Consider the following 18,054-nt stretch of genomic DNA (forward strand, 5'->3'; position numbering starts at 1 on the left):
GGGCCCACCGGGGCTCGTTGGGGAACCGCCGCTGGAGGCGGACCCTCAGTTCCTCGGTAGCCTGTGCCTGGTGCGCCATTCCATTTCCCCCATCGAATCCGTGCAGATGAGAGTCTGCCATGGATCGCCGATTTCCACTGGACGGTGTCCAAAAAATCGCGCAGCCGACTGAGTCGCGGGTAGGTGCCTTGCATGCTGATGCGGTAGGCTCCGGGTCATGAGCATCTTCAACCTCGGCGAGGAGCTTGCCCTCGCCCGCCGCCACCGCCGGCTCTCGCAGCGCCAGCTCGCCGCGAAGGCGGACGTGAGCGTGTCGTGGCTCTCGGCCTTCGAACGGGGAGACAGCTACGAGCCGAGCATGCACCGGGTGATGAGGTGCCTGCACGCCCTCGGGCTCGACCTGCGGCTGTCGACGTACAACCAGGGCCGGCCGTCGCTGGACGACCTCCTGGCGCAGGACGAGGAGGCCGACCGCAGCCCGGCCCTGAAGGCCGCGCTAGGGCTTGGTTAACCCTAGGAACGCGACCCAGTCCGCAACGAATGCACATCCCTTGCACATTGGACCGGCCTGGTGCACATAGGGGTCACACCGGAGTTCTCGCCATGACCTTCCCTCGCTCGAAACGGATGCACCGCCCCGCCGCCTGAGCCCTGCTCGGCGCGCCCCGCGTGCACTCCTTTCCAGCGAGACCTCCCATGACCGACGACGCCTCCCGGGCGCGCGCCGCTGCCGTCCAGGCCGCCCGTGCCACGCTCCTCGACTCCACCGCGCTGACGGGGCCCCGTCAGCCCGAGGCTTCCCTCGGACCGCGAAAGAAGGGCTACGGCGCCGAGTTCGTCGGGTACGACGCCCGCCGCGACGCGGGCCTGGCGATCGCCGCGTTCCTAGCCGAGGAGCCTCAGCTCCCGGCGGCGCTCGTCAGGACCCTCGGGCGGACGCGGCGGGACGTGACGATCGCGTCCCTGCAGAAGGCAGACGACGCGCTCCGCGAGCACGCCAACGCCGATGGCGTTTCGGACGCTGGGCAGGACGCCGCGGCGCATCTGGCGGACGACCTCTTGTTCGCCCAGGCGGCCCTGGGGAACGCCAAGGCCGCGGCCTACTGCGCCAGCATCTGCCTGCGCCTGTTCCACGCCTCGTTGGCGAACGGCAACCATGCGGCTGCCTGGCTCGCCCTGCGGAACGGTATCCGGTACTCCACCGACGCGACGGTGGACCTGCAGGAGTCCGAGTACGTCTCCGATCAGCAAGCGTCGCTGCTCGCTCCCTACGATGGGCTGGCGCTCAAGCTCGGCGAGACGGCCGCGATCGTCGCGGCTGCGCACAGGCAGATCGGGGTCGAGGAAGATCTGCTGCGCGGCGGCGCCGGCGGCGCCGGCGGCAGCGCGAGGGCGTGGGTCGACGAGCAGGCCGACGACCTGGCGGCGCTGGCTCAGCTGGACTGGCCCCTCGGCGACGGCGGGTGGCGGGACCGGGCGGCGCGCCCCGCCCCGACGCTCGTCGTCCTGGCCAAGGGGGCATTGGACCACCTGCCCGGGTCAGAGACCTCGGGGTCGTCCCGGTCGACGCGGGGATCGACGCCGCGCGCGGAGTTCAACGCGCTCGCCGGCGAGGCCCTCCCGCTCGTCCACGGCGTCGACGTCGTGGCCGTCGGCAAGCTGCTCGATGCGCGGTTCCCGTGGTTCAGGGATCTCACCGCGCTGCTGCTGCGGGACCTCGCCAACGGAGGTGTAGCCCGGCTGCGGAACACTCTCGCGGTGAGCCCGCCCGGCAGCGGGAAGACGAGCTACCTGCAGGCGTTCTGCCAGGCGGCCGGGATCCCGTGCGTCCTCTACAACGCCGCCGGCGTCGCCGACGCTGCGTTCGGCGGGACGTCGCGCCAGTGGAGCACGGGGCGCGCAAGCGTCCCGTTGCAGACGATCCAGCGGCTCCGCGTCGCCAACCCCGTCATCATCATCGACGAGATCGAGAAGGCGGGCACGAGGTCGGAGAACGGGCGCCTCACGGACTCCCTGATCGCCCTGCTGGAGCCGGCAGGGAGCCGCGCCTTCCACGAGGTCTATCTGGAAACGAACGCCGATCTGAGCGGCACCCAGTTCCTGGCGACGGCCAACGGGACGGGAGGCGTCCCCGGCCCCCTCCTGGACCGCTTCCGCGTCGTGCACGTCGGCCTTCCCAGGGCCGAGGACCTGCCGGTCGCGGCGGCCAACCTCGTCAGCGAAATCCGCGACGAGCGAGGCCTCGACTCCGGCTGGCTCCCCGATCTCGACGGCGACGAGCTCCACCTCCTTGGCCGCGTGTGGAAGGGGGGCTCGCTCCGCCCGCTCCGCCGCGCCGTGACGACGCTTCTCGACGGCCGCGAGACCCTCGCCCGTCGCCACTGACACCCCACCCCCTGAAGGAGAGATCCCATGACCGACGCACACCCGAGCCGCGCCTCGATCATCGTCCTGGAGGCGGCGATCACCCAAATGCGAGCCCGCCACGAGCAGGACGAACTACGCGACGAGCTCGCCGTCACCGGCCTGTCCGTCCTCCACCTGGCGAGCTGTGCCTACGCCCGCGGGGCCTTCCCGCCATCGGAGGCCCGCTACCTCTGCCAGGGCCTGCTCGCCCTCGCCGACGCGCTGCCTGCGAACCCGGACGACCGCCGTGAACCCCGCGAGGTCCGCGCGTGAAATCGGCGCGCGGTCCCCCCTCTGCTCACCCCTCAGCCCCCAGGAGACCCCCATGCTCATCGACGAATTCCGCACGATCGCTGACGACGCCGTGTGCCGGCACGTAGGCCACGTCGACGTCGTCCCCACGGGCGTCAGCCCGAGCGCCCACGGTCCCCTCGTCACGTGGACGGGTGGCTCCCCGCTGCCCCGTCAGGACGACGGCCGCTTCGTCCCGCCGCCCCCCGCGCAGGACGTCCTCCGCGTCCTGGCGCGCGTCCTCGCCCTGCGCTGGCAGACCGGCCGCGCGGTCGTCCCGGACGATTGGGACGCCACGCTGCGCGGGCGCTACCCGACAACGTTCGAACCCGGGGGGCCGTACTCGGGCGGCGGCTGGCGCTGGCTGTGGGAGGCGGGCGCGAGCCTGGTCTCCGAGGCTGGGGCGACGGGATTCCGGACCGAACAAACGAAGGAGAAGTTCGCGCAGGCCCGCTGGCATTACTCAATCGAAGGCAAGACTAGGAAGGCAACGCGCAATGAAGTCTCGACTATAGTTGACTGCGTGGAGCACCTGTCGGCCTATGTCTGTGAGACCTGCGGGGCCCCCGGCCGTATCCGCAAGGGCGGGTGGGCGAAGACGTGCTGCGATCTCCACGCCAATGGCAAGGCATGACGTCTACCGGAACCTGACCCGCCGCGCCTGGAGCGTGCGCGAGCGGGGCAGGGTCGTCGGCCACGTGCCGGCGATCGTGCTTGCCGACGTCGTCCTCCGAGCGTCGGAGGCGGGGCGCCAGCGGTGCCTGCGGACGGGGGCCCGGGACGTCCACGCATGGGCCACGGGCACGGTGGCCGAGGGGGCGCGGCCGCCCTCGGCGGTGAGGCTCCGGTACGGCCTCTGGTGTCCCGGATTTAGGACGAACGGCCTCCTGGTTACCCGGGCGTCGATGGCGTGGTTCGAGGCGGACGGGTCCGCGTGGATTGAGGGAGGTTGGGATGACAAGGGCATGGATTTTCTCTGACGTGCACGACGATGCCGACTGCTGGGAGGCCCCGGCCGTGCCGGTGTGCGACGTGGCGATCGTGGCCGGCGACGTCGCCGATGGCTTGACGAAGCGCAGCCTGCCCTGGCTCGCGGCGTGCGTCGCGCCGTACGTCCGGCATGTCGTCTACGTGCCCGGGAATCATGATTTTTACGGGAGCCGCTGGCAGAGCGAGCTCGAACGCGGGCGCGAGGCCGCTGCGGCCGCGGGCATCCACCTGCTCGCCGTCGGGGAGGTCCTGGCCATCGAGGGCGTACGGATCATCGGCGCCACGGTCTGGACGGACTACGCCTTGCTTGGCGAGGCATGGCGGGCTCCGACGATGGCCTCCTGTGGTGACCGCAACGGGGGGATGCGAGACCATCGGAAGGTCAAGGTCCGTACGGCCTCGGGCGAGACGAACGCCTTCAGGCCGAGCGCCGCCGCCGCCGAGCACGTCGCCCAGCTTGGGCGGATCGAGCGCGCGCTTGCGGAGACGTGGGACGGCCCGACGGTCGTCGTCACGCATCACGCCCCCCACCCCGCGTCGCTCGGGAGGCAGGGCCCCCTGCAGGCGATCGACGCGGCGTACGCGACCGACCTTACGCGCGTCCTCGAAGGTCCGGACGCACCCGCCCTGTGGATCCACGGCCACATCCATCGGTCCGCTGACTACGTCGTCGGCGGGACGCGCGTGCTGGCGAACCCACGCGGCCGGCATGGCGAAAACCCGGCGTTCGACCCCGCCCTCATCGTGGAGATCTGACCGTGCGTGCGCTCGCCATCTTCGCCCTGCTCGCCGGCCCCGTCGAGGCGGATGCCTTCCAGCCCGCCCCGGGCCTCTACTGCCCCGAGGGGGCCGACGTCCCCGCGATCGTCGTCGGTCCCGAGGCCGGGGTCGTCGGCATCGACCTGATGGAGTGCCACGGCGCCCGGATAGCCGGCGGCCGGGTGACGTCCCGCCAGTGCTACGGCAACGGGGGCAGCGTCGTCCCCTACGACGCGGAGCTCGTCCTCCTGCCCAGCAGCGTCCTACTGCACGACGGCGTCCGGTACCGGCGGCGGCTCGAAGGGGAGCCGTGCCCGTAGGCCGCCGAGCGCCTGGATCGGGGGTGCTGCAGCGCGCCCCACGAGCGAGGCCGGATTCCGCTCTCGGTGTAACGCCGATCGCGCGGACTGAAACGCGCGAAAATATGCTGAGAGCGTGCCGAAACCGTGCGCAGGCGTGCCCGGGCCGGGTTGCCAATGATAGCGAACCGGCCTTCGCTCCCATTTCGCTGCACAAGATTTCAGGCACGAAAAAGGGGCCCGGTCACCCGGGCCCCTCGTCACCACTCAGAGTCTGAGTGGTGTCAGTCGAACAGGTCGGGCTCCCGTGCGGCCCGCCAGTCGACGGAGACGCAGAGCTCGCGTCCGTAGTGGAGGATGCCCTTCGACGTCATCTTCGGCGTCGCACGGGGCTTGCCGCCGTACTCCTCGATCCGGACGCGGAACGGGGCACGGTCGATGAGGTCCTGCCGGGGGAGGTTCGACCTGTTCAGATCCAACAGGTCGCCGCGCTCCTTCAGCCAAGCGATGAACTTGTTCGGCTTTTGCCCGAGGGCCTTGCCACCGGCCTGGAGGCTGTAGAGCCCCTCGCTCTCGGCGAACCGCTCGACGCACTCCACCGCCGGCCGGGCCCGCTGTACCTGCCGCTGCGAGGCGGTGAGCTGGCGAGAGGTGTCGATGAGCTCCTGGTCTGTGATGACGAGGCGCTCGACGAGGGCGTCCTCCCGATCCATCCGGGCCAGGAGCATCCTCCTCAGCACCCTGTTATCGTCGAGGTCCTCGGGGATCGCGACCGGCGTCGGGGCGGGTGCCACGGCGTAGGAATCGGTCCGCCGGATCTCGGGGAGGACCTCGTTCATCGCCCACCGACGGAACCGCCATGCCGTCGCGCCCTTCACGAGGGCACGCTGGCTGCGCATCAGCAGGGTGTAGAGACCGCCCTCGGTGATGACCAGGACCTCGCCCTGGGGATGCCCTAAGAAGATCTTAGCCCTCTCGTCCTCGTCGAGCGCCTTGAGCGAGACGGACGGGTTCGAGAGGCGGGCGGCCTTGCAGACGTCGGCGCCGACGAACCAGGGCAGCCCGTCGATCTCCACGACGCGGATGTCGTGGTTGTCGAAGCGGAAGATCGAGATCGCCGGCGCGGCCGGGATGCGGACGATGGCGTTCACGCGCGCCTCCCGTCGGTGGCGAGGGGTACGGCCACGAAGGCGATGTTCGGGGGCAGTAGGCCGGCGATGTCCCGCGCGGTCTCGGGCGCACCGATGACGATGCCCCGCTCGTACTGTCTGTTCTCGGCCAGGCATTCGACCATGTCGTGCAGGTCGCTCACGACGGCGGCCCGGCAGACGTAGACGCAGGGCACGTCCTTCCCGTCGATCAGGACGTGCCAGAAGGCCCGGGCGAACGGGCGGACTTTGCTGACCTCGGCGCCTGGCAGAAATGCGCCCGGGTCCCGGCGGAAGATCGCCTCGCGCGCCTTGTCGCTCTTCCCGCCCGGCGCGTCGTCGCCGGTCACCAGGAGGAGGCGGTCACGCGCAGCGGCTTTGGCGGCCTCGATCCGGAGCTCGATCGTACCGAGGACGCTCCTGCGCAGCATCGGGAACGCCGGCTCGGCAGTGCGCTCCAGGAGGAACGACCGCGCCGCGTGGGGATCCTCGACGCTCATGGCCGCCGCGATCTCAAGGACCGAGGCCTCCTCGAAGCGCTCGGCGTACTGCGAAATTCCCTGGGCGAGGGACGCGGCGAGGCTACCGTTCGGGGCGGTCGTGGTGGTAAGGTGGGTGCACGGTTCGGTCACGGGGATGCTCCTGTGGCTGACCAGGCCTCGGCGGCGTTCGCGCGCCTCCGGGGCCATTTTTTTTCGCCAGTGGATCCGGCGATGTCGGCACGAATCGGAGGATATCACCTTCTTCTGAGAACGCGAGTCGATGTGCCGTCATTGCACGTTTCGGGCGCTTTGGTGATAATGGCCTTCCATCGAATCCGGCTCGGAGTGCCTCGTCGTGTATCCCTCCCCAATGCAGCTGCGCGCCGCGCGGACCCTCGTCGGCCTGACGCAGGACGAAATTTCCCGACGCGTCGGCCTGTCCCAGAGGACCATGGTCGCCGTCGAGATGAGGAAGTCGTCCCTGAGCGCGCTCCACTCCGTGATGGGGTTTTACGCCGGCTTGGGCATCAGCTTCTCAGGCACGCCCGACTACACGGTGCAGACCGTCACCTACACGCAGGCGACGCCTCCGGACGTGCCCCCGATCCCGGCCACGTAAGGGGATGTCTGGCGGGCGGTGACCTGCGCGCGGCGCGGTTCGCTGCCGCGATGAGTTTGCCTCGGTAGCGCCCGCCCCACCGTGCCAGGACGCTCTCCACGCCCTCGCTCGCCAGCGTTGCCCGCACGGCGGCCGCGGTTGGGGTGACCCTCAGCCGACTCTCCCAATCCTCCTCGTGGACTAAGCGGACCGCGCGAATCGGTCAGGTGTAGTCAACGGGCACGAATGCGTCCCCAAGGGCGGCGCAAGCCGATCGGCATGCCCGGTAGGTCGGGACAGGGTCGGCGAGGATGCCGACTCGCAGCAGGCCTGCGAAGGTGAGTAGGAACGCCTGGTCACTGGGCATCACGCCTCGGCTCCGATCCTACCGGCGTCGATGTGCTTCACGGCCGACAGGGCCCGCTCCAGGGCCGCCGCGAGGTCGTCGGGTAGACCCCGATCGGGTTAGGAGTTCGAGCCACCAGCTCACCAAGCTGTTCGCGGATTCGATATGTCCTCACGGCATCAGGCGACGGCCGCATGCGAGCACAAATAAATTTTCGACCGCATTAGAGCCCCGTGGAGCCGTCCACGGGGCTCGTTGGCTGAATCCTCCGGTGCCTCGAAGTTAGGCCGTGGGCGAGGCTGAAATCGATGCTTTACCCCCGTGAGATCATGCACCCCGTCGGGGCGGTTGAACTACTGGTCTCGCGAAGTATATCAGCGGATCTCCAAAGCACATACCCATAGACTAAGGCTAATGTCGAGCGGATCATCGGTCCCGACACGGCGGTGTGGTGCCTGACGTGTCGATGGATACGACATGCTCAACACGGCACAGGCGCGCGACCGCGCCCTCGATTTCCACTGGCGCATCCCGGAGAACATCCTCTCGGCCGCCGGCATCCCCGACATCCCCGATCGCAGGCAGGACGTCGCCAGGCGCAGCGTCCTCGCGGCCGCGTGCATCGCGGCCGACATGGCGCCCGGCGAGGATCGCTGGGTCAGCTACTCGCGCCGCAAGGCGTTCTACGCCGGTCAATCGCGGTACATGGGCCTGCCCTACACCTACGACCGCGTGCTCGCCGCCGTGGCTGAACTCGTCGAGCTCGGGCTGATCGAGGAGGTCCGGGCCCGCCCTGGCGACCACCTCTCCACCGGGATGCAGAGCCGCCTGCGTGCGACCCCCGACCTCGTCCACGCCTTCCGCGACGCGCCCTTCGAGTACGAGACGCGTCGCTGCCGCCTCATCCTCAAGGACGAGGCCGGCGACGTCATCGGCTACGACCCGACACGTCAGACGCGACGCCTGGAGGCCGAGCTCGACCGCATCAATGCCTACCTCGGCAAGGTCTCGGTCACGATGCCGACGGGCAACGGGTGGGAGCACGCCACGCGCGTTGTCCGAGCCCGCAACGACCGCAAGGAGAAGGGGACGTGGGCCAGCGTCGTCCCGACCCCGAGCCCCGAGGTTTACCGCGTGTTCGGCCGTGGCCGTTGGGACCGCCATGGCCGGCTCTACGGATGGTGGCAGAACCTCCCCAAGGGACGCCGCCGGGAGCTCCTCATCAACGGCGAGGCGGCCTTCGAGCCGGACTTCGCCACCCTCCATCCGCGGATCCTCTACGCAGCCCGTGGTCACGTCTTGCGCCACGATCCCTACGTCACGGGGACATTCCCCCGTGACGAGGGCAAGCTCGCCCTCAACGTCGCCTTGAACGCGAAGACCATGAACGCGGCAGCGGCGGCCATTATGGACAAGGACGACTGGGAGCACGGCTGGGACTACACCCGCGGCCTGCTCAAGGCCGTCGTGGCGCGGAACACCCCCATCGCCGCAGACATCGCTGCAGACCGTGGGATCCGCTGCATGGCCGTAGACAGCGCCATGGCGGTGGATGTCCTCAAGGCCTGCGAGAAGGCGTCCATCCCCTGCCTGCCCGTCCACGATAGCTTCATCGTACCGGCCTCCAAGGGCCCGTGGATGGAGGCCAAGATGGACGAAATCCTGACGGGCGTTCTCGGCGCTGTAACCCGTTCTCCCTCAACGATAATCGGGTAATTGGTTCCACATATGGGCCCCTGGGCCCCCGTTGTACCCTTGGGCCCGGGCCTCCTGGTTCCCCGCAGGTCGTCATCCCGCCGTCGTCCCCCTGCTACCTTCCCCGTCGCTGCCGCCTGCCCCGTTCCCCGGTGTAGCTCACTACCGTGACGCTCTGCGCCGCCCTCCCTGGATGTGGCTGGCCGTCGACGCTCGGGGGGGGTCGTAGGAATGGCTCTACCCCCTACTGGACCGCCGTCGTTCCAAGTCTAGAACCGCCGCTTACCCCTTGCTAGACCGTCGTTATTCGCCCTCTTTTGCTTGTCCGATGCTGTTCGGTGGGGTATATTCTAGACTGTCGACGTATCCGTCGTCCTCGCGATGCACCACATCCTGAGCGCACCCTCCGGCCCCCGGGGTCGGGGGGTGTTATGTTTCAGGGCCCCACGTGACGTTCACCCCCTTAACGCCCCCGGTCCACGCTATCTTACATGGTTAGTCTCTCCCTCGACGTCATCTGCGACGCGGTCGGCGCCTGGCTGTGGCTCAGGTAGGCCCAACAGGCCGATGGCTCCTGGCTCGATCCGAACGCTCCGGCTCCGCCCGACGCGGCCGCTGTCCTGGCCTACGCATACGAGGCGCACCTAGCGGCCGAGGCGGGCGGCACAACGTGGGACGGCTGGGCGGTCGCCGTCAACGAGCGGGCCCTGACGCGCACGCTAAGCGAGGTCACCGCGACGCTGCTCGACGCCCGGAAGGACAGCGACCCGTGGACGTTCGCCGACGGGGTAGATCGGCCCCTCACGAACGACCGCTTGAAGGTGCTGAGCCTGCAGATCCGGAGGCATATTGGCGTCTGTCTGGCGGTCTACAACCAGGTCGCTGCCGGCATCGGCGCCGGCGCCATCACCACCGCGGAGGTCGACGGCGCCTTCGCCGACGTCGACGCGATCGTCTTGAAGGCGGCGTCGTGACCATCCCACTCCTGGCCATCCTCGCTCGCCCCCTGACCGCGTCGACCCTCTCCGAAGTGGCGGTGCTGGAGACAGCGACGCACGGGACCGTCCGGACCTGGGCGGGGTTCGTTCGGCGCAAGGCCAAGGAGGACGTGATGCCTAGCGAAATTTCTGCTCCTGACTGCGGAGCCGATCGCCTCCATCGCCGAGGCCGACGCGCCGGGCACGGACGTCGGCGACCTCGTCTACGTCTCGGGGACGCTCCACTCCGTCCGGTCCCCCTCGCTGACCGAGGCGGCATGCGGAAGCTCCAGCTGAGCCTAGTGAAGCTGACCGCCGTCGACGTTGGCGAAGGATCCGTCCACGTCGCGATCGTCGGCGCCCCGACGAGACGGCCCCCGTGGTCGCCATCGTGGCGGCCGACATGCCCCAGCGCTCAGACTCTTGTGCTTACGGTCGTGGAGCCCTTGAAATAGGGATCGCTATCCTACCGGGCGAGGCGATGGCGTAGAAGAGGTCGGCGTGGACGTGCAGATCAGGAGGGTCGCTTCACGAACCCGATGTCGACGGCGACGGCCTTGAGCCTTTCGGGCTCGCGCTCCTTGCGTTCCGAATACCGGTCGACGAGGTAGTCGGATCGCTCGCGGGTGAGGAGCGTGAACTTCATCAGCTCCTCGCAGACATCGACCACCCGGTCGTAGAGCGGACCCGGCTTCATCCGGCCGGCCTCGTCGAACTCCTTGTACGCCATCGGGACCGAGGACTGGTTCGGGATGGTGATCATCCGCATCCAGCGACCGAGCACGCGGAGGCTGTTGACCGCGTTGAACGACTGCGAGCCGCCGGAGACCTGCATCACGGCGAGCGTCCGCCCCTGCGTCGGGCGCACCGAACCCTCCGAGAGCGGCAGCCAGTCGATCTGGCTCTTGATGACCCCGGTCATGGCGCCGTGTCGCTCGGGGCTGACCCAGACGTGGCCCTCCGACCAGATCGAGAGGTTTCGGAGTTCCCGGACCTTCGGGTGATCGGCAGTGGCGTCGTCGGGCAGCGGCAGGCCGTGCGCGTCGTAGATCCGCACCTCGCCGCCCATCGCCTCCAACAGGCGCGCGGCCTCGTAGGCGAGGAGGCGGCTGAACGAGCGCTCACGGAGCGATCCGTACAGGATCAGGAAGCGCGGGGCGTGGGTGAACGGTGTCTTCACGTGCAGGGCGTCGGTCGTCGGGACCACGAAATGCCCCTCGCTTAGGTTCGGCATTCCATCGGCGAAGGGCTGCAGGGGCTTGTCCAAGACGTTTCATTCCTCTACGTTTCAACGATGGTTGAGATATTGACATCATGATGGACGAACGGCAAGCCGTGGCGGCCTTCGCGGCCCTCGGCCAGGAGCATCGCCTGCGTATCGTGCGCCAGCTCGTCACCGCCGGCCCTGACGGCACGGCGGCCGGGACGCTCGCCGAGGCGGTCGGCGTGTCGGGCACTAACCTGTCGTTCCACCTGAAGGAGCTCTCGCATTCCGGGCTGGTCACGTCCCGGCGCGAGGGGCGCTCGATCATCTACAGCGCCGCCTACCCGGACCTGTCCGAGCTCATCCAGTTCCTGATGCGCGACTGCTGCCAGGGACGCCCTGAGGTCTGCGCCCCGGCTGTCGCTGCCCTTGCCGCCTGTTGCACGGAGACCACCTGATGGACGTCGTGATCTACCACAACCCGGATTGCGGCACGTCCCGCAATACCCTAGCCCTCATCCGCAACGCCGGCATCGAGCCGCACGTGGTCGAGTACCTGAAGACGCCCCCAAACCGGACCCTGGTGCGCCAGCTTGCCGAGCGGGCGGGCGTGAAGGTCCGTGATCTGCTCCGTGAGAAGGGAACGCCCTTCGGCGAGCTCGGCCTCTCGGACCCGAGCCTGACGGACGATCAGCTTCTGGATGCCATCGGCGAGCATCCGATCCTGCTGAACCGCCCCTTGGTCGTCACCCCACTGGGTGTTGCCCTATGCAGGCCCTCCGAGGCGGTCCTCGACCTCCTTCCCGCCCAACAGGGCGAGTTCGTCAAGGAGGATGGCGAGCGCGTCGTCGACGAGCACGGGCGCCGCGTCGCTACCGCCTGACCCCACCCACACCCCCAAGAACAAGAAACAGTCCCGATGCTCGCGCTCGCCATCTTCGTGGTCACCCTCGTCTTCGTCATCTGGCAGCCGCGGGATTTCGGCATCGGGTGGAGCGCCCTGATCGGGGCCGCCGTGGCACTGGGCACCGGGGTCATCCATCCCGGGGACATCCCGGTGGTCTGGCACATCGTCTGGGACGCCACCTTCACCTTCGTGGCCCTCATCATCATCTCGCTCCTGCTCGACGAGGCCGGCTTCTTCCACTGGGCGGCGCTCCACATCGCCCGGTGGGGCGGCGGCCGGGGGCACCTGCTGTTCCCGCTGGTGATCCTCCTCGGTGCCGCCATCGCGGCGGTGTTCGCCAACGACGGGGCGGCCCTGCTGCTCACCCCCATCGTGCTCGCCATCCTGCTGCGCCTCGACTTCAAGCCGGCGGCGGCCCTGGCCTTCATCGTCGCCTGCGGGTTCGTGGCGGATTCGACCAGCCTGCCGCTGGTGATCTCCAACCTCGTCAACATCGTCTCGGCGAACTTCTTCGACATCACCTTCAGCCGCTACGCCGCCGTGATGGTCCCGGTGAACCTCGTCTCGCTGGCCGCGACCCTGGTGGTGCTGTGGTTGTTCTACCGGAGCGACCTGCCAACCACGTACCCGGTGACCGAGCTCGAACCGCCGCGCCACGCGATCAAGGATCCGCTTGTCTTCAAGGCGGCCTTCCCGCTCCTCGCCCTGCTGCTGGTGGCCTACTTCATGACGGCCCCGTTCGGCGTGCCGGTCTCGGTGGTCACCTGCGCCGGCGCACTGGTCCTGCTGGCGCTGGCGAACCGAAGCCGCGTCATCCCGATCCGCAAGGTGCTCGCGGGTGCCCCCTGGCAGATCGTCCTGTTCAGCCTCGGCATGTACCTCGTAGTCTACGGCCTGAAGAACGCCGGCCTGACCGATTACCTGGCGCAAGGCCTCGTGCGGCTCTCGGGCTTCGGTCCGTTCGTCGCCACCCTCGGCACGGGGGTCGCCGCCGCGATCCTGTCGTCGGTGATGAACAACATGCCGAGCGTGCTCGTCGGCGCGCTCTCCATCCAGCAGGCCCCGGACCTGTCGCCCCTGATGCGCGAGCTGATGGTGTACGCCAACGTCATCGGTTGCGACCTCGGCCCGAAGTTCACGCCCATCGGCAGCCTGGCGACCCTGCTCTGGCTCCACGTCCTCGACACCAAGGGCCAGCGTATCACCTGGGGCCAGTACATGCGGGTGGGCCTGGTCATCACGCCACCGGTCCTCTTGGTCACCCTGGCGGCCTTGGCGGTCTGGCTACCCGTTCTCGGGGCCCGGTAGCGATCCGATGGCCCCGGCGCGCCGATGGCCCGTGATCTCGGCCCTGGGCGTGATCCAGATCCTGACCTGGGGCTCCTCGTTCTACCTCCTGTCGGTGCTGGCCGCGCCGATGTCGAAGGATACGGGATGGCCCCTCGGCTGGGTTATCGGAGGGCTGTCCCTTGGCCTCCTCGTCGCAGGCCTCGTCTCGCCGCGGGTGGGAGCCTTCATCGGGGAGCATGGCGGGCGGCCGGTGCTGGCCTTCGCCGCCATCGCGCTGGCGCTGGGCCTCATGGGCCTTGCCCTTGCCCCGAACCTCACGGCTTACCTCGCGGCCTGGCTCCTCGTCGGCCTCGGCATGGGCACCGGCCTGTACGACCCCGCCTTCGCCACGCTCGGGCGCCTCTACGGCGCCGAGGCAAGGCCCGCCATCACGACCCTGACCCTGTGGGGCGGCTTCGCCAGCACGGTGTGCTGGCCGCTCTCGGCCTTCCTGATCGAGCGGGTCGGCTGGCGCGGGACCTGCCTCGCCTATGCCGGGCTGCACCTCTCGGTCACGCTGCCGCTCGTCCTGCTCGCGATCCCCCGGCCCCCCGCGCATCCGGTCACGCGATCCGAAGGCGCGATCCCCGGCGTCCGGCTCGATGGCCGGGAGCGTCGTGCCTTCCTCCTCATGGCAGGGGTGCTGACCCTCGGCGGCACGGTGATGGCCATGGTCTCGGTGCACCTCATCACCCTGCTCCAGGCCCGTGGCGTGGCTCTCACCTCGGCCGTCGCCTATGGTGCCCTGATCGGACCGGCACAGGTGGGTGCGCGCATCGTCGAGATGGCCGGCAAGGGTCGGCACCATCCCCTCTGGACCCTGACCGCCGCCATGGTCCTGGTGGTCCTCGGGATCGCGATGCTGACGGCCGGCCTACCCTTGGTCGGGCTGGCGCTGGTCCTCTACGGGGCCGGCAACGGGATCTACTCGATTGCACGGGGTACGGTGCCCCTGGCCCTGTTCGGTCCCGAACGCTACGCCGCGCTCGTCGGCCGCCTCGCCCGCCCGGGGCTGGTGGCCCAAGCGCTTGCACCCTCCGTCGGAGCCTTGGTCCTGACCCACGCGGGCGCGGACGCGACCTATGCACTGCTCAGCGTGCTCGCCGTGGCGAACGTTGCGCTTGCCCTATCGCTCTGGCGTGTCCGGCCGCGAAGCTAGGAAAGCGGAGGCTGCCTGGGACGTCCGCCGTGATCCGGTCCAGATCCGGTCCTTGCCTCCGACCCGTCGTGAGCCTACTGACGCTTAAACGATTCCATAACGGTTTAAGTGTCGTGCAGGAAAAGCAAGCGCTCGACGGCTTCGCGGCCATCGCGCAGGAAACCCGCCTACGCATCATCCGCATGCTGGTGACCGCCGGGGCGAAGGGCATGGCCGCCGGTGCCATCACCGAGGCCATCGCAGGTGCCTCGGCGCCGCGCATCTCGTTCCACCTCAACCACCTGGAGAACGCCGGCCTCGTCGAGAGCCGCCGCGAAGGTCGCTCGATCATCTACAGCGCGATCTTCCCGGCCCTGTCCGACCTCGTCGCCTTCCTCATGCGCGATTGCTGCGAGGGTCACTGCGAGGTCTGCGACCGCGCCATCGACCTGTTCGCCAAATGCACCGGACGGCCCCAGCGGGTCGAGCAAGCCCCCAGGATCGCCTGCGAGGAAGCATGACCACCTTGCGCGACATCCTCGAAGGCCGCCAGATCCCGATCTACTTCGCCGCCATCGGCCTGGCCGTCGTCGTTGCGCTGTTGGTCCCCGGAACCACGGCCCTGGACGTCGGGATCAACCCGGCCCTGGCGTTGATGCTGTTCGTCACCTTCCTCCAGGTACCCCTGCCCGAGTTGGGGAAAGCCTTTACGCGGGTCCGTTTCCTGGCGGCGCTCCTCGCCACGAACTTCGTCGCGCTGCCGATCCTGGTGGCCTGCCTGATCCAGTTCCTGCCCGCCAATCCGATGCTGCGGCTGGGCGTGCTCATGGTCCTGCTCACGCCGTGCATCGACTACGTTGTCACCTTCGCCCACCTCGGCCGCGCGGACGCCAAGGTGCTGCTGGCCTCCACCCCGGCGCTGCTGATCGCGCAGATGCTGCTGCTGCCGGTCTACCTCAACGTCTTCCTCGGCGAGGACGCCGCCAGGTTCGTCCAGGTCGGTCCGTTCGTGCACGCCTTCGTCTGGCTCATCGCGGTTCCCCTCGGACTTGCTGCGGCCGTGCAGATCTGGGCCGCACGCAGCCGCACCGGCCAGCGGATCGCCGCCGGGCTCGGGCTTCTGCCGGTGCCGGCAACGGCCCTCGTCCTGTTCGTGGTGATCGCGTCCGTCCTGCCCCAGCTCGGGCCCGCCCTGGACGACGCCCCGCGGGTGGTCCCCGTCTACGTCGTCTTCGCCGTGGCGGCTCCGCTGCTGGGTTGGGCGGTCGGGCGCGCGTTCCGCCTGGATGCCCCCACCGTCCGCACGCTGGCCTTCAGCGCCGCCACGCGAAACTCCCTGGTGGTCCTGCCGCTGGCGTTTGCGGTTCCGGGTGCCGTGCCACTCCTGCCCGCCGTCATCGTCACGCAGACGCTGGTCGAGCTCCTCAGCGAACTCATCTACGTCCGCCTCATGCCAAGGTTCGGCGCCCCGGCATCCTCGCCGGTCGACGCCTAGGTCGACGGTCGTTCCACGGACGAGCGGCTGCGTGACCCCGCATCGCCACCCGCTTCCGGCCTCTTGGGACCAAGACAAGGACGACCGGCGGTCCCGTTCCACTGCTGGGTGTCGGATGGGCCGGCTTTCACATCGGTGCATCGAGCATATCGAGAACCGGGCAGGCCGGCGTCGGGGCGCCGCTGCACCGCTCCACGGTGTCGCTCAGGATGCGCTCAAGCCGCGCGAGACGGGCGAGCTTGGCGCGGACCTCGGCAAGGTGGGCGGCTGCGACGTCCCGGACCTCGCCACAGGACCGGTGCCCGGGCGCGGCCAACGCCAGCAGGGTCCGGATGTCCTCGATCCCGAAGCCCAATGCGCGAGCCTGACGGATGAACGCCAGGCGCCGGACATGGGCAGGATCGTAGGCCCTGTGACCGCCCTCCGTGCGAGCCGGCGGCGGCATGAGCCCGATGCGCTCGTAGTAGCGGACGGTCTCCAGGTTGATCCCGGCCGCCGCCGCGATCTGCCCTATGGAGAGACCTCGCGCACCCTTCGCCATTTTTCGCTTGATCCCGTAGTGGCTACGGGATGCAGGGTGGCACGATGATGATCGACACACCATCCATGGCGCCTCCCGCAAGACCCGCCTCACGTCCGCGGGACGGCCTGCCGATTCCCTCGGGAAGCTGGTTCGCCGGGCTGGGCACGGTCGCCGGGCTGGGTGCCCTGGCGGCCTCGTCCTGCTGCGCCCTCCCGGTGGCGCTTGCCGGTCTCGGCGCGACAGGGGCGGTTTTCGGAGGATTGGCCATGTTGGCTAGCATCCGGCCGATCCTGCTTGGCGGGGCCGCCCTGGCCCTCCTCATGGGTTGGGCGCTGTTCTTCCGTTACCGGGCGACGGCATGCGACATGGCCGAACCATGTGCTCGCATGGGGCCGTCATGGCGTACCCCTGGCCTTCTGGGACTTGGGACGGTGCTGGTCGGTTTGGCGCTCGCGTGGGAACCATACCTTGAGCCTGTCGTGCTCAAGGCGATGCGGTGAGGCGGACGATGCAGCTTCGGTCCACCCTGACCTGCCCGCACTGCGGTCATCGAGCGACGGAGACGATGCCGACCGACGCCTGCCAGTTCTTCTACGAGTGCACCGGCTGCGGCACGCTCCTGCGCCCGAAGGCGGGCGACTGCTGCGTCTTCTGCTCCTTCGGCGAGGTCCCCTGTCCGCCCATCCAGGAAGCCCGCGAGAACGGCGGGTCCGCATCCTGCTGCTCGGGGTCCTCCTGAGCTGCGGACCGGACAGGAGGCATACCCGCTTGGTCCCGGTCCGGGCATGGTGCCGTGCTGGACGATCCGTCCTCTCCCGGTCACGATCCGACGCTCGATGGAGCGCGTCCGGTAGCCTCGGGTGCATGGCTCCGGGTCCCCGGGCGCGGGGCGTCCGGTCGTCGCGCGACACCTACGTCTTCCGTCCCGTGCCCGTCATCGCGAAACTCGCGCTCGTCGTATCCCCTTGGCGCGTCCGGTAGTCCCGTCCCTTCCTTGCCGGTCTGTGATGTGGCATCGTCGGACGGTGACCTTCTGGCTCGCCCTTCGCAGGCTGCTCCCGCTCCTGGCGGTCCTCAGCCTCGCCCTTGCGCCGGTGACCGCATCCGCGGCTGCCGCAGGCATGCGCGCGCCGACGGGCGTTCACGGTCACGCCATGGCGATGTCCGACGAGGCCATGGACGGCATGGCCGGGATGGCCATGGACGAGATGCCGTGCTGCCCCAAGGAGCGGCCGGACATGCCCGACTGCTCGAAGGGCTGCCCCCTGATGGCGCTTTGCCTGGCTAAGGTCGCCACCGGACTTCCGGTCGCCCTCGGACTTCCGGGTCGCGTCGCCCGCTTCGAGGGACCCACCTGGGCCGTCATCGCGTCCTTCGACAGCCTCTCGCAAGGGCCGCCCACCGAGCCTCCCCGAGCCTGAACCCGATGCCGCCGGCGTGAGCGCCGGCATGACGCCGCGCGTCCAC

Annotated in this window: 23 protein-coding genes; 19 read left to right on the forward strand and 4 right to left on the reverse strand. The window is 69.2% G+C overall.

Going from position 1 to position 18,054, the window contains the following annotated elements:
• Positions 1-217 precede the first annotated feature (217 nt).
• The 7 genes from AC3WLN_RS11265 (at position 218) to AC3WLN_RS11295 (ending at position 4,766) form a co-directional block, all read left to right on the forward strand.
• Entirely contained in the window at positions 218-511 is a 294-nt protein-coding gene (locus tag AC3WLN_RS11265; protein ID WP_055959065.1) for a helix-turn-helix domain-containing protein, read from the forward strand.
• Between the two features lie 185 nt (positions 512-696).
• Positions 697-2,385: an AAA family ATPase gene (locus tag AC3WLN_RS11270; protein WP_055959062.1), complete on the forward strand. Its 1,689-nt coding sequence runs from the start codon at positions 697-699 to the stop codon at positions 2,383-2,385.
• A gap of 27 nt (positions 2,386-2,412) precedes the next feature.
• A complete protein-coding gene (locus AC3WLN_RS11275; protein WP_056149081.1) occupies positions 2,413-2,679 on the forward strand; it encodes a hypothetical protein in 267 nt (88 codons plus the stop codon).
• 52 nt (positions 2,680-2,731) lie between these two features.
• Positions 2,732-3,331 carry a hypothetical protein gene (locus AC3WLN_RS11280; protein WP_055959056.1) on the forward strand — a complete coding sequence of 200 codons (600 nt, stop codon included), beginning with the start codon at positions 2,732-2,734 and terminating at the stop codon, positions 3,329-3,331.
• On the forward strand, positions 3,318-3,677 hold the full coding sequence (locus AC3WLN_RS11285; protein ID WP_055959052.1) for a hypothetical protein: 360 nt from the start codon (positions 3,318-3,320) through the stop codon (positions 3,675-3,677). Before AC3WLN_RS11280 ends, AC3WLN_RS11285 begins: the two co-directional genes overlap by 14 nt.
• Positions 3,652-4,443: a metallophosphoesterase gene (locus AC3WLN_RS11290; protein ID WP_055959048.1), complete on the forward strand. Its 792-nt coding sequence runs from the start codon at positions 3,652-3,654 to the stop codon at positions 4,441-4,443. The genes AC3WLN_RS11285 and AC3WLN_RS11290 overlap by 26 nt, the downstream gene beginning before the upstream one ends.
• A 2-nt stretch (positions 4,444-4,445) precedes the next feature.
• The gene (locus tag AC3WLN_RS11295; protein WP_055959045.1) at positions 4,446-4,766 is read left to right on the forward strand and encodes a hypothetical protein; all 321 of its coding nucleotides are present in this window, start codon (positions 4,446-4,448) and stop codon (positions 4,764-4,766) included.
• Between the two features lie 263 nt (positions 4,767-5,029).
• Here the strand turns inward: AC3WLN_RS11295 and AC3WLN_RS11300 are convergent, their stop codons facing one another.
• Entirely contained in the window at positions 5,030-5,896 is an 867-nt protein-coding gene (locus tag AC3WLN_RS11300; protein WP_055959042.1) for a phage antirepressor, read from the reverse strand.
• Positions 5,893-6,525, reverse strand: a complete 633-nt coding sequence (locus tag AC3WLN_RS11305) for a hypothetical protein (RefSeq protein WP_162238979.1) — start codon at positions 6,523-6,525, stop codon at positions 5,893-5,895. The genes AC3WLN_RS11300 and AC3WLN_RS11305 overlap by 4 nt, the downstream gene beginning before the upstream one ends.
• A gap of 205 nt (positions 6,526-6,730) precedes the next feature.
• Here AC3WLN_RS11305 and AC3WLN_RS11310 point away from each other — a divergent pair, with 205 nt between their 5' ends.
• From AC3WLN_RS11310 to AC3WLN_RS11320, 3 genes are all read left to right on the forward strand, one after another.
• Complete coding sequence (locus AC3WLN_RS11310; RefSeq protein WP_146180523.1) at positions 6,731-6,994, forward strand: helix-turn-helix transcriptional regulator; 264 nt, start codon at positions 6,731-6,733, stop codon at positions 6,992-6,994.
• An 802-nt stretch (positions 6,995-7,796) separates the two neighbouring features.
• Entirely contained in the window at positions 7,797-9,035 is a 1,239-nt protein-coding gene (locus AC3WLN_RS11315; protein ID WP_055959032.1) for a hypothetical protein, read from the forward strand.
• A 599-nt stretch (positions 9,036-9,634) separates the two neighbouring features.
• Complete coding sequence (locus tag AC3WLN_RS11320; protein ID WP_056251355.1) at positions 9,635-9,988, forward strand: DUF4376 domain-containing protein; 354 nt, start codon at positions 9,635-9,637, stop codon at positions 9,986-9,988.
• A gap of 517 nt (positions 9,989-10,505) precedes the next feature.
• Here AC3WLN_RS11320 and arsH read toward each other — a convergent pair.
• Positions 10,506-11,258, reverse strand: a complete 753-nt coding sequence (gene arsH / locus AC3WLN_RS11325) for an arsenical resistance protein ArsH (RefSeq protein WP_055959029.1) — start codon at positions 11,256-11,258, stop codon at positions 10,506-10,508.
• Positions 11,259-11,305: 47 nt separating this feature from the next.
• Between arsH and AC3WLN_RS11330 the strand changes: the two genes are divergently transcribed.
• The 6 genes from AC3WLN_RS11330 to AC3WLN_RS11355 all read left to right on the forward strand — a co-directional run bounded on the left by AC3WLN_RS11330 (position 11,306) and on the right by AC3WLN_RS11355 (position 16,064).
• A complete protein-coding gene (locus AC3WLN_RS11330) occupies positions 11,306-11,653 on the forward strand; it encodes an ArsR/SmtB family transcription factor (RefSeq protein WP_055959026.1) in 348 nt (115 codons plus the stop codon).
• On the forward strand, positions 11,653-12,078 hold the full coding sequence (gene arsC / locus AC3WLN_RS11335; protein ID WP_055959023.1) for an arsenate reductase (glutaredoxin): 426 nt from the start codon (positions 11,653-11,655) through the stop codon (positions 12,076-12,078). The genes AC3WLN_RS11330 and arsC overlap by 1 nt, the downstream gene beginning before the upstream one ends.
• 36 nt (positions 12,079-12,114) lie before the next feature.
• Positions 12,115-13,410 carry an arsenic transporter gene (locus AC3WLN_RS11340; RefSeq protein WP_055959020.1) on the forward strand — a complete coding sequence of 432 codons (1,296 nt, stop codon included), beginning with the start codon at positions 12,115-12,117 and terminating at the stop codon, positions 13,408-13,410.
• A 7-nt stretch (positions 13,411-13,417) separates the two neighbouring features.
• Positions 13,418-14,590: an MFS transporter gene (locus AC3WLN_RS11345; protein ID WP_055959019.1), complete on the forward strand. Its 1,173-nt coding sequence runs from the start codon at positions 13,418-13,420 to the stop codon at positions 14,588-14,590.
• Positions 14,591-14,703: 113 nt separating this feature from the next.
• Positions 14,704-15,090, forward strand: coding sequence for an ArsR/SmtB family transcription factor (locus AC3WLN_RS11350; protein WP_055959016.1), 387 nt, complete (start codon positions 14,704-14,706; stop codon positions 15,088-15,090).
• Positions 15,087-16,064: an arsenic resistance protein gene (locus tag AC3WLN_RS11355; RefSeq protein WP_055959013.1), complete on the forward strand. Its 978-nt coding sequence runs from the start codon at positions 15,087-15,089 to the stop codon at positions 16,062-16,064. Before AC3WLN_RS11350 ends, AC3WLN_RS11355 begins: the two co-directional genes overlap by 4 nt.
• A gap of 127 nt (positions 16,065-16,191) precedes the next feature.
• Here AC3WLN_RS11355 and AC3WLN_RS11360 read toward each other — a convergent pair whose 3' ends face one another.
• Entirely contained in the window at positions 16,192-16,605 is a 414-nt protein-coding gene (locus AC3WLN_RS11360) for a MerR family transcriptional regulator (RefSeq protein ID WP_055959010.1), read from the reverse strand.
• 44 nt (positions 16,606-16,649) lie between these two features.
• Here AC3WLN_RS11360 and AC3WLN_RS11365 point away from each other — a divergent pair, with 44 nt between their 5' ends.
• From AC3WLN_RS11365 to AC3WLN_RS11375, 3 genes are all read left to right on the forward strand, one after another.
• Positions 16,650-17,087 (forward strand): mercury transporter MerT, encoded by a 438-nt coding sequence (locus AC3WLN_RS11365; protein WP_162238978.1) that lies wholly within the window; start codon positions 16,650-16,652, stop codon positions 17,085-17,087.
• 8 nt (positions 17,088-17,095) lie between these two features.
• Positions 17,096-17,326 carry a GDCCVxC domain-containing (seleno)protein gene (locus AC3WLN_RS11370; protein ID WP_055959007.1) on the forward strand — a complete coding sequence of 77 codons (231 nt, stop codon included), beginning with the start codon at positions 17,096-17,098 and terminating at the stop codon, positions 17,324-17,326.
• A 286-nt stretch (positions 17,327-17,612) separates the two neighbouring features.
• Complete coding sequence (locus tag AC3WLN_RS11375; RefSeq protein ID WP_055959004.1) at positions 17,613-18,008, forward strand: hypothetical protein; 396 nt, start codon at positions 17,613-17,615, stop codon at positions 18,006-18,008.
• The last annotated feature ends 46 nt before the right edge of the window (positions 18,009-18,054 follow it).

The organism is Methylobacterium sp. FW306-05-D (assembly GCF_058782155.1).

Coding starts and splice junctions, on each gene's coding strand:
- AC3WLN_RS11265 (WP_055959065.1), top strand. CDS start 218: ATGAGCATCTTCAACCTCGGCGAGGAGCTTGCCCTCGCCCGCCGCCAC.
- AC3WLN_RS11270 (WP_055959062.1), top strand. CDS start 697: ATGACCGACGACGCCTCCCGGGCGCGCGCCGCTGCCGTCCAGGCCGCC.
- AC3WLN_RS11275 (WP_056149081.1), top strand. CDS start 2,413: ATGACCGACGCACACCCGAGCCGCGCCTCGATCATCGTCCTGGAGGCG.
- AC3WLN_RS11280 (WP_055959056.1), top strand. CDS start 2,732: ATGCTCATCGACGAATTCCGCACGATCGCTGACGACGCCGTGTGCCGG.
- AC3WLN_RS11285 (WP_055959052.1), top strand. CDS start 3,318: ATGGCAAGGCATGACGTCTACCGGAACCTGACCCGCCGCGCCTGGAGC.
- AC3WLN_RS11290 (WP_055959048.1), top strand. CDS start 3,652: ATGACAAGGGCATGGATTTTCTCTGACGTGCACGACGATGCCGACTGC.
- AC3WLN_RS11315 (WP_055959032.1), top strand. CDS start 7,797: ATGCTCAACACGGCACAGGCGCGCGACCGCGCCCTCGATTTCCACTGG.
- AC3WLN_RS11330 (WP_055959026.1), top strand. CDS start 11,306: ATGATGGACGAACGGCAAGCCGTGGCGGCCTTCGCGGCCCTCGGCCAG.
- arsC (WP_055959023.1), top strand. CDS start 11,653: ATGGACGTCGTGATCTACCACAACCCGGATTGCGGCACGTCCCGCAAT.
- AC3WLN_RS11340 (WP_055959020.1), top strand. CDS start 12,115: ATGCTCGCGCTCGCCATCTTCGTGGTCACCCTCGTCTTCGTCATCTGG.
- AC3WLN_RS11345 (WP_055959019.1), top strand. CDS start 13,418: ATGGCCCCGGCGCGCCGATGGCCCGTGATCTCGGCCCTGGGCGTGATC.
- AC3WLN_RS11355 (WP_055959013.1), top strand. CDS start 15,087: ATGACCACCTTGCGCGACATCCTCGAAGGCCGCCAGATCCCGATCTAC.
- AC3WLN_RS11360 (WP_055959010.1), bottom strand. CDS start 16,605: ATGGCGAAGGGTGCGCGAGGTCTCTCCATAGGGCAGATCGCGGCGGCG.
- AC3WLN_RS11365 (WP_162238978.1), top strand. CDS start 16,650: ATGATGATCGACACACCATCCATGGCGCCTCCCGCAAGACCCGCCTCA.
- AC3WLN_RS11370 (WP_055959007.1), top strand. CDS start 17,096: ATGCAGCTTCGGTCCACCCTGACCTGCCCGCACTGCGGTCATCGAGCG.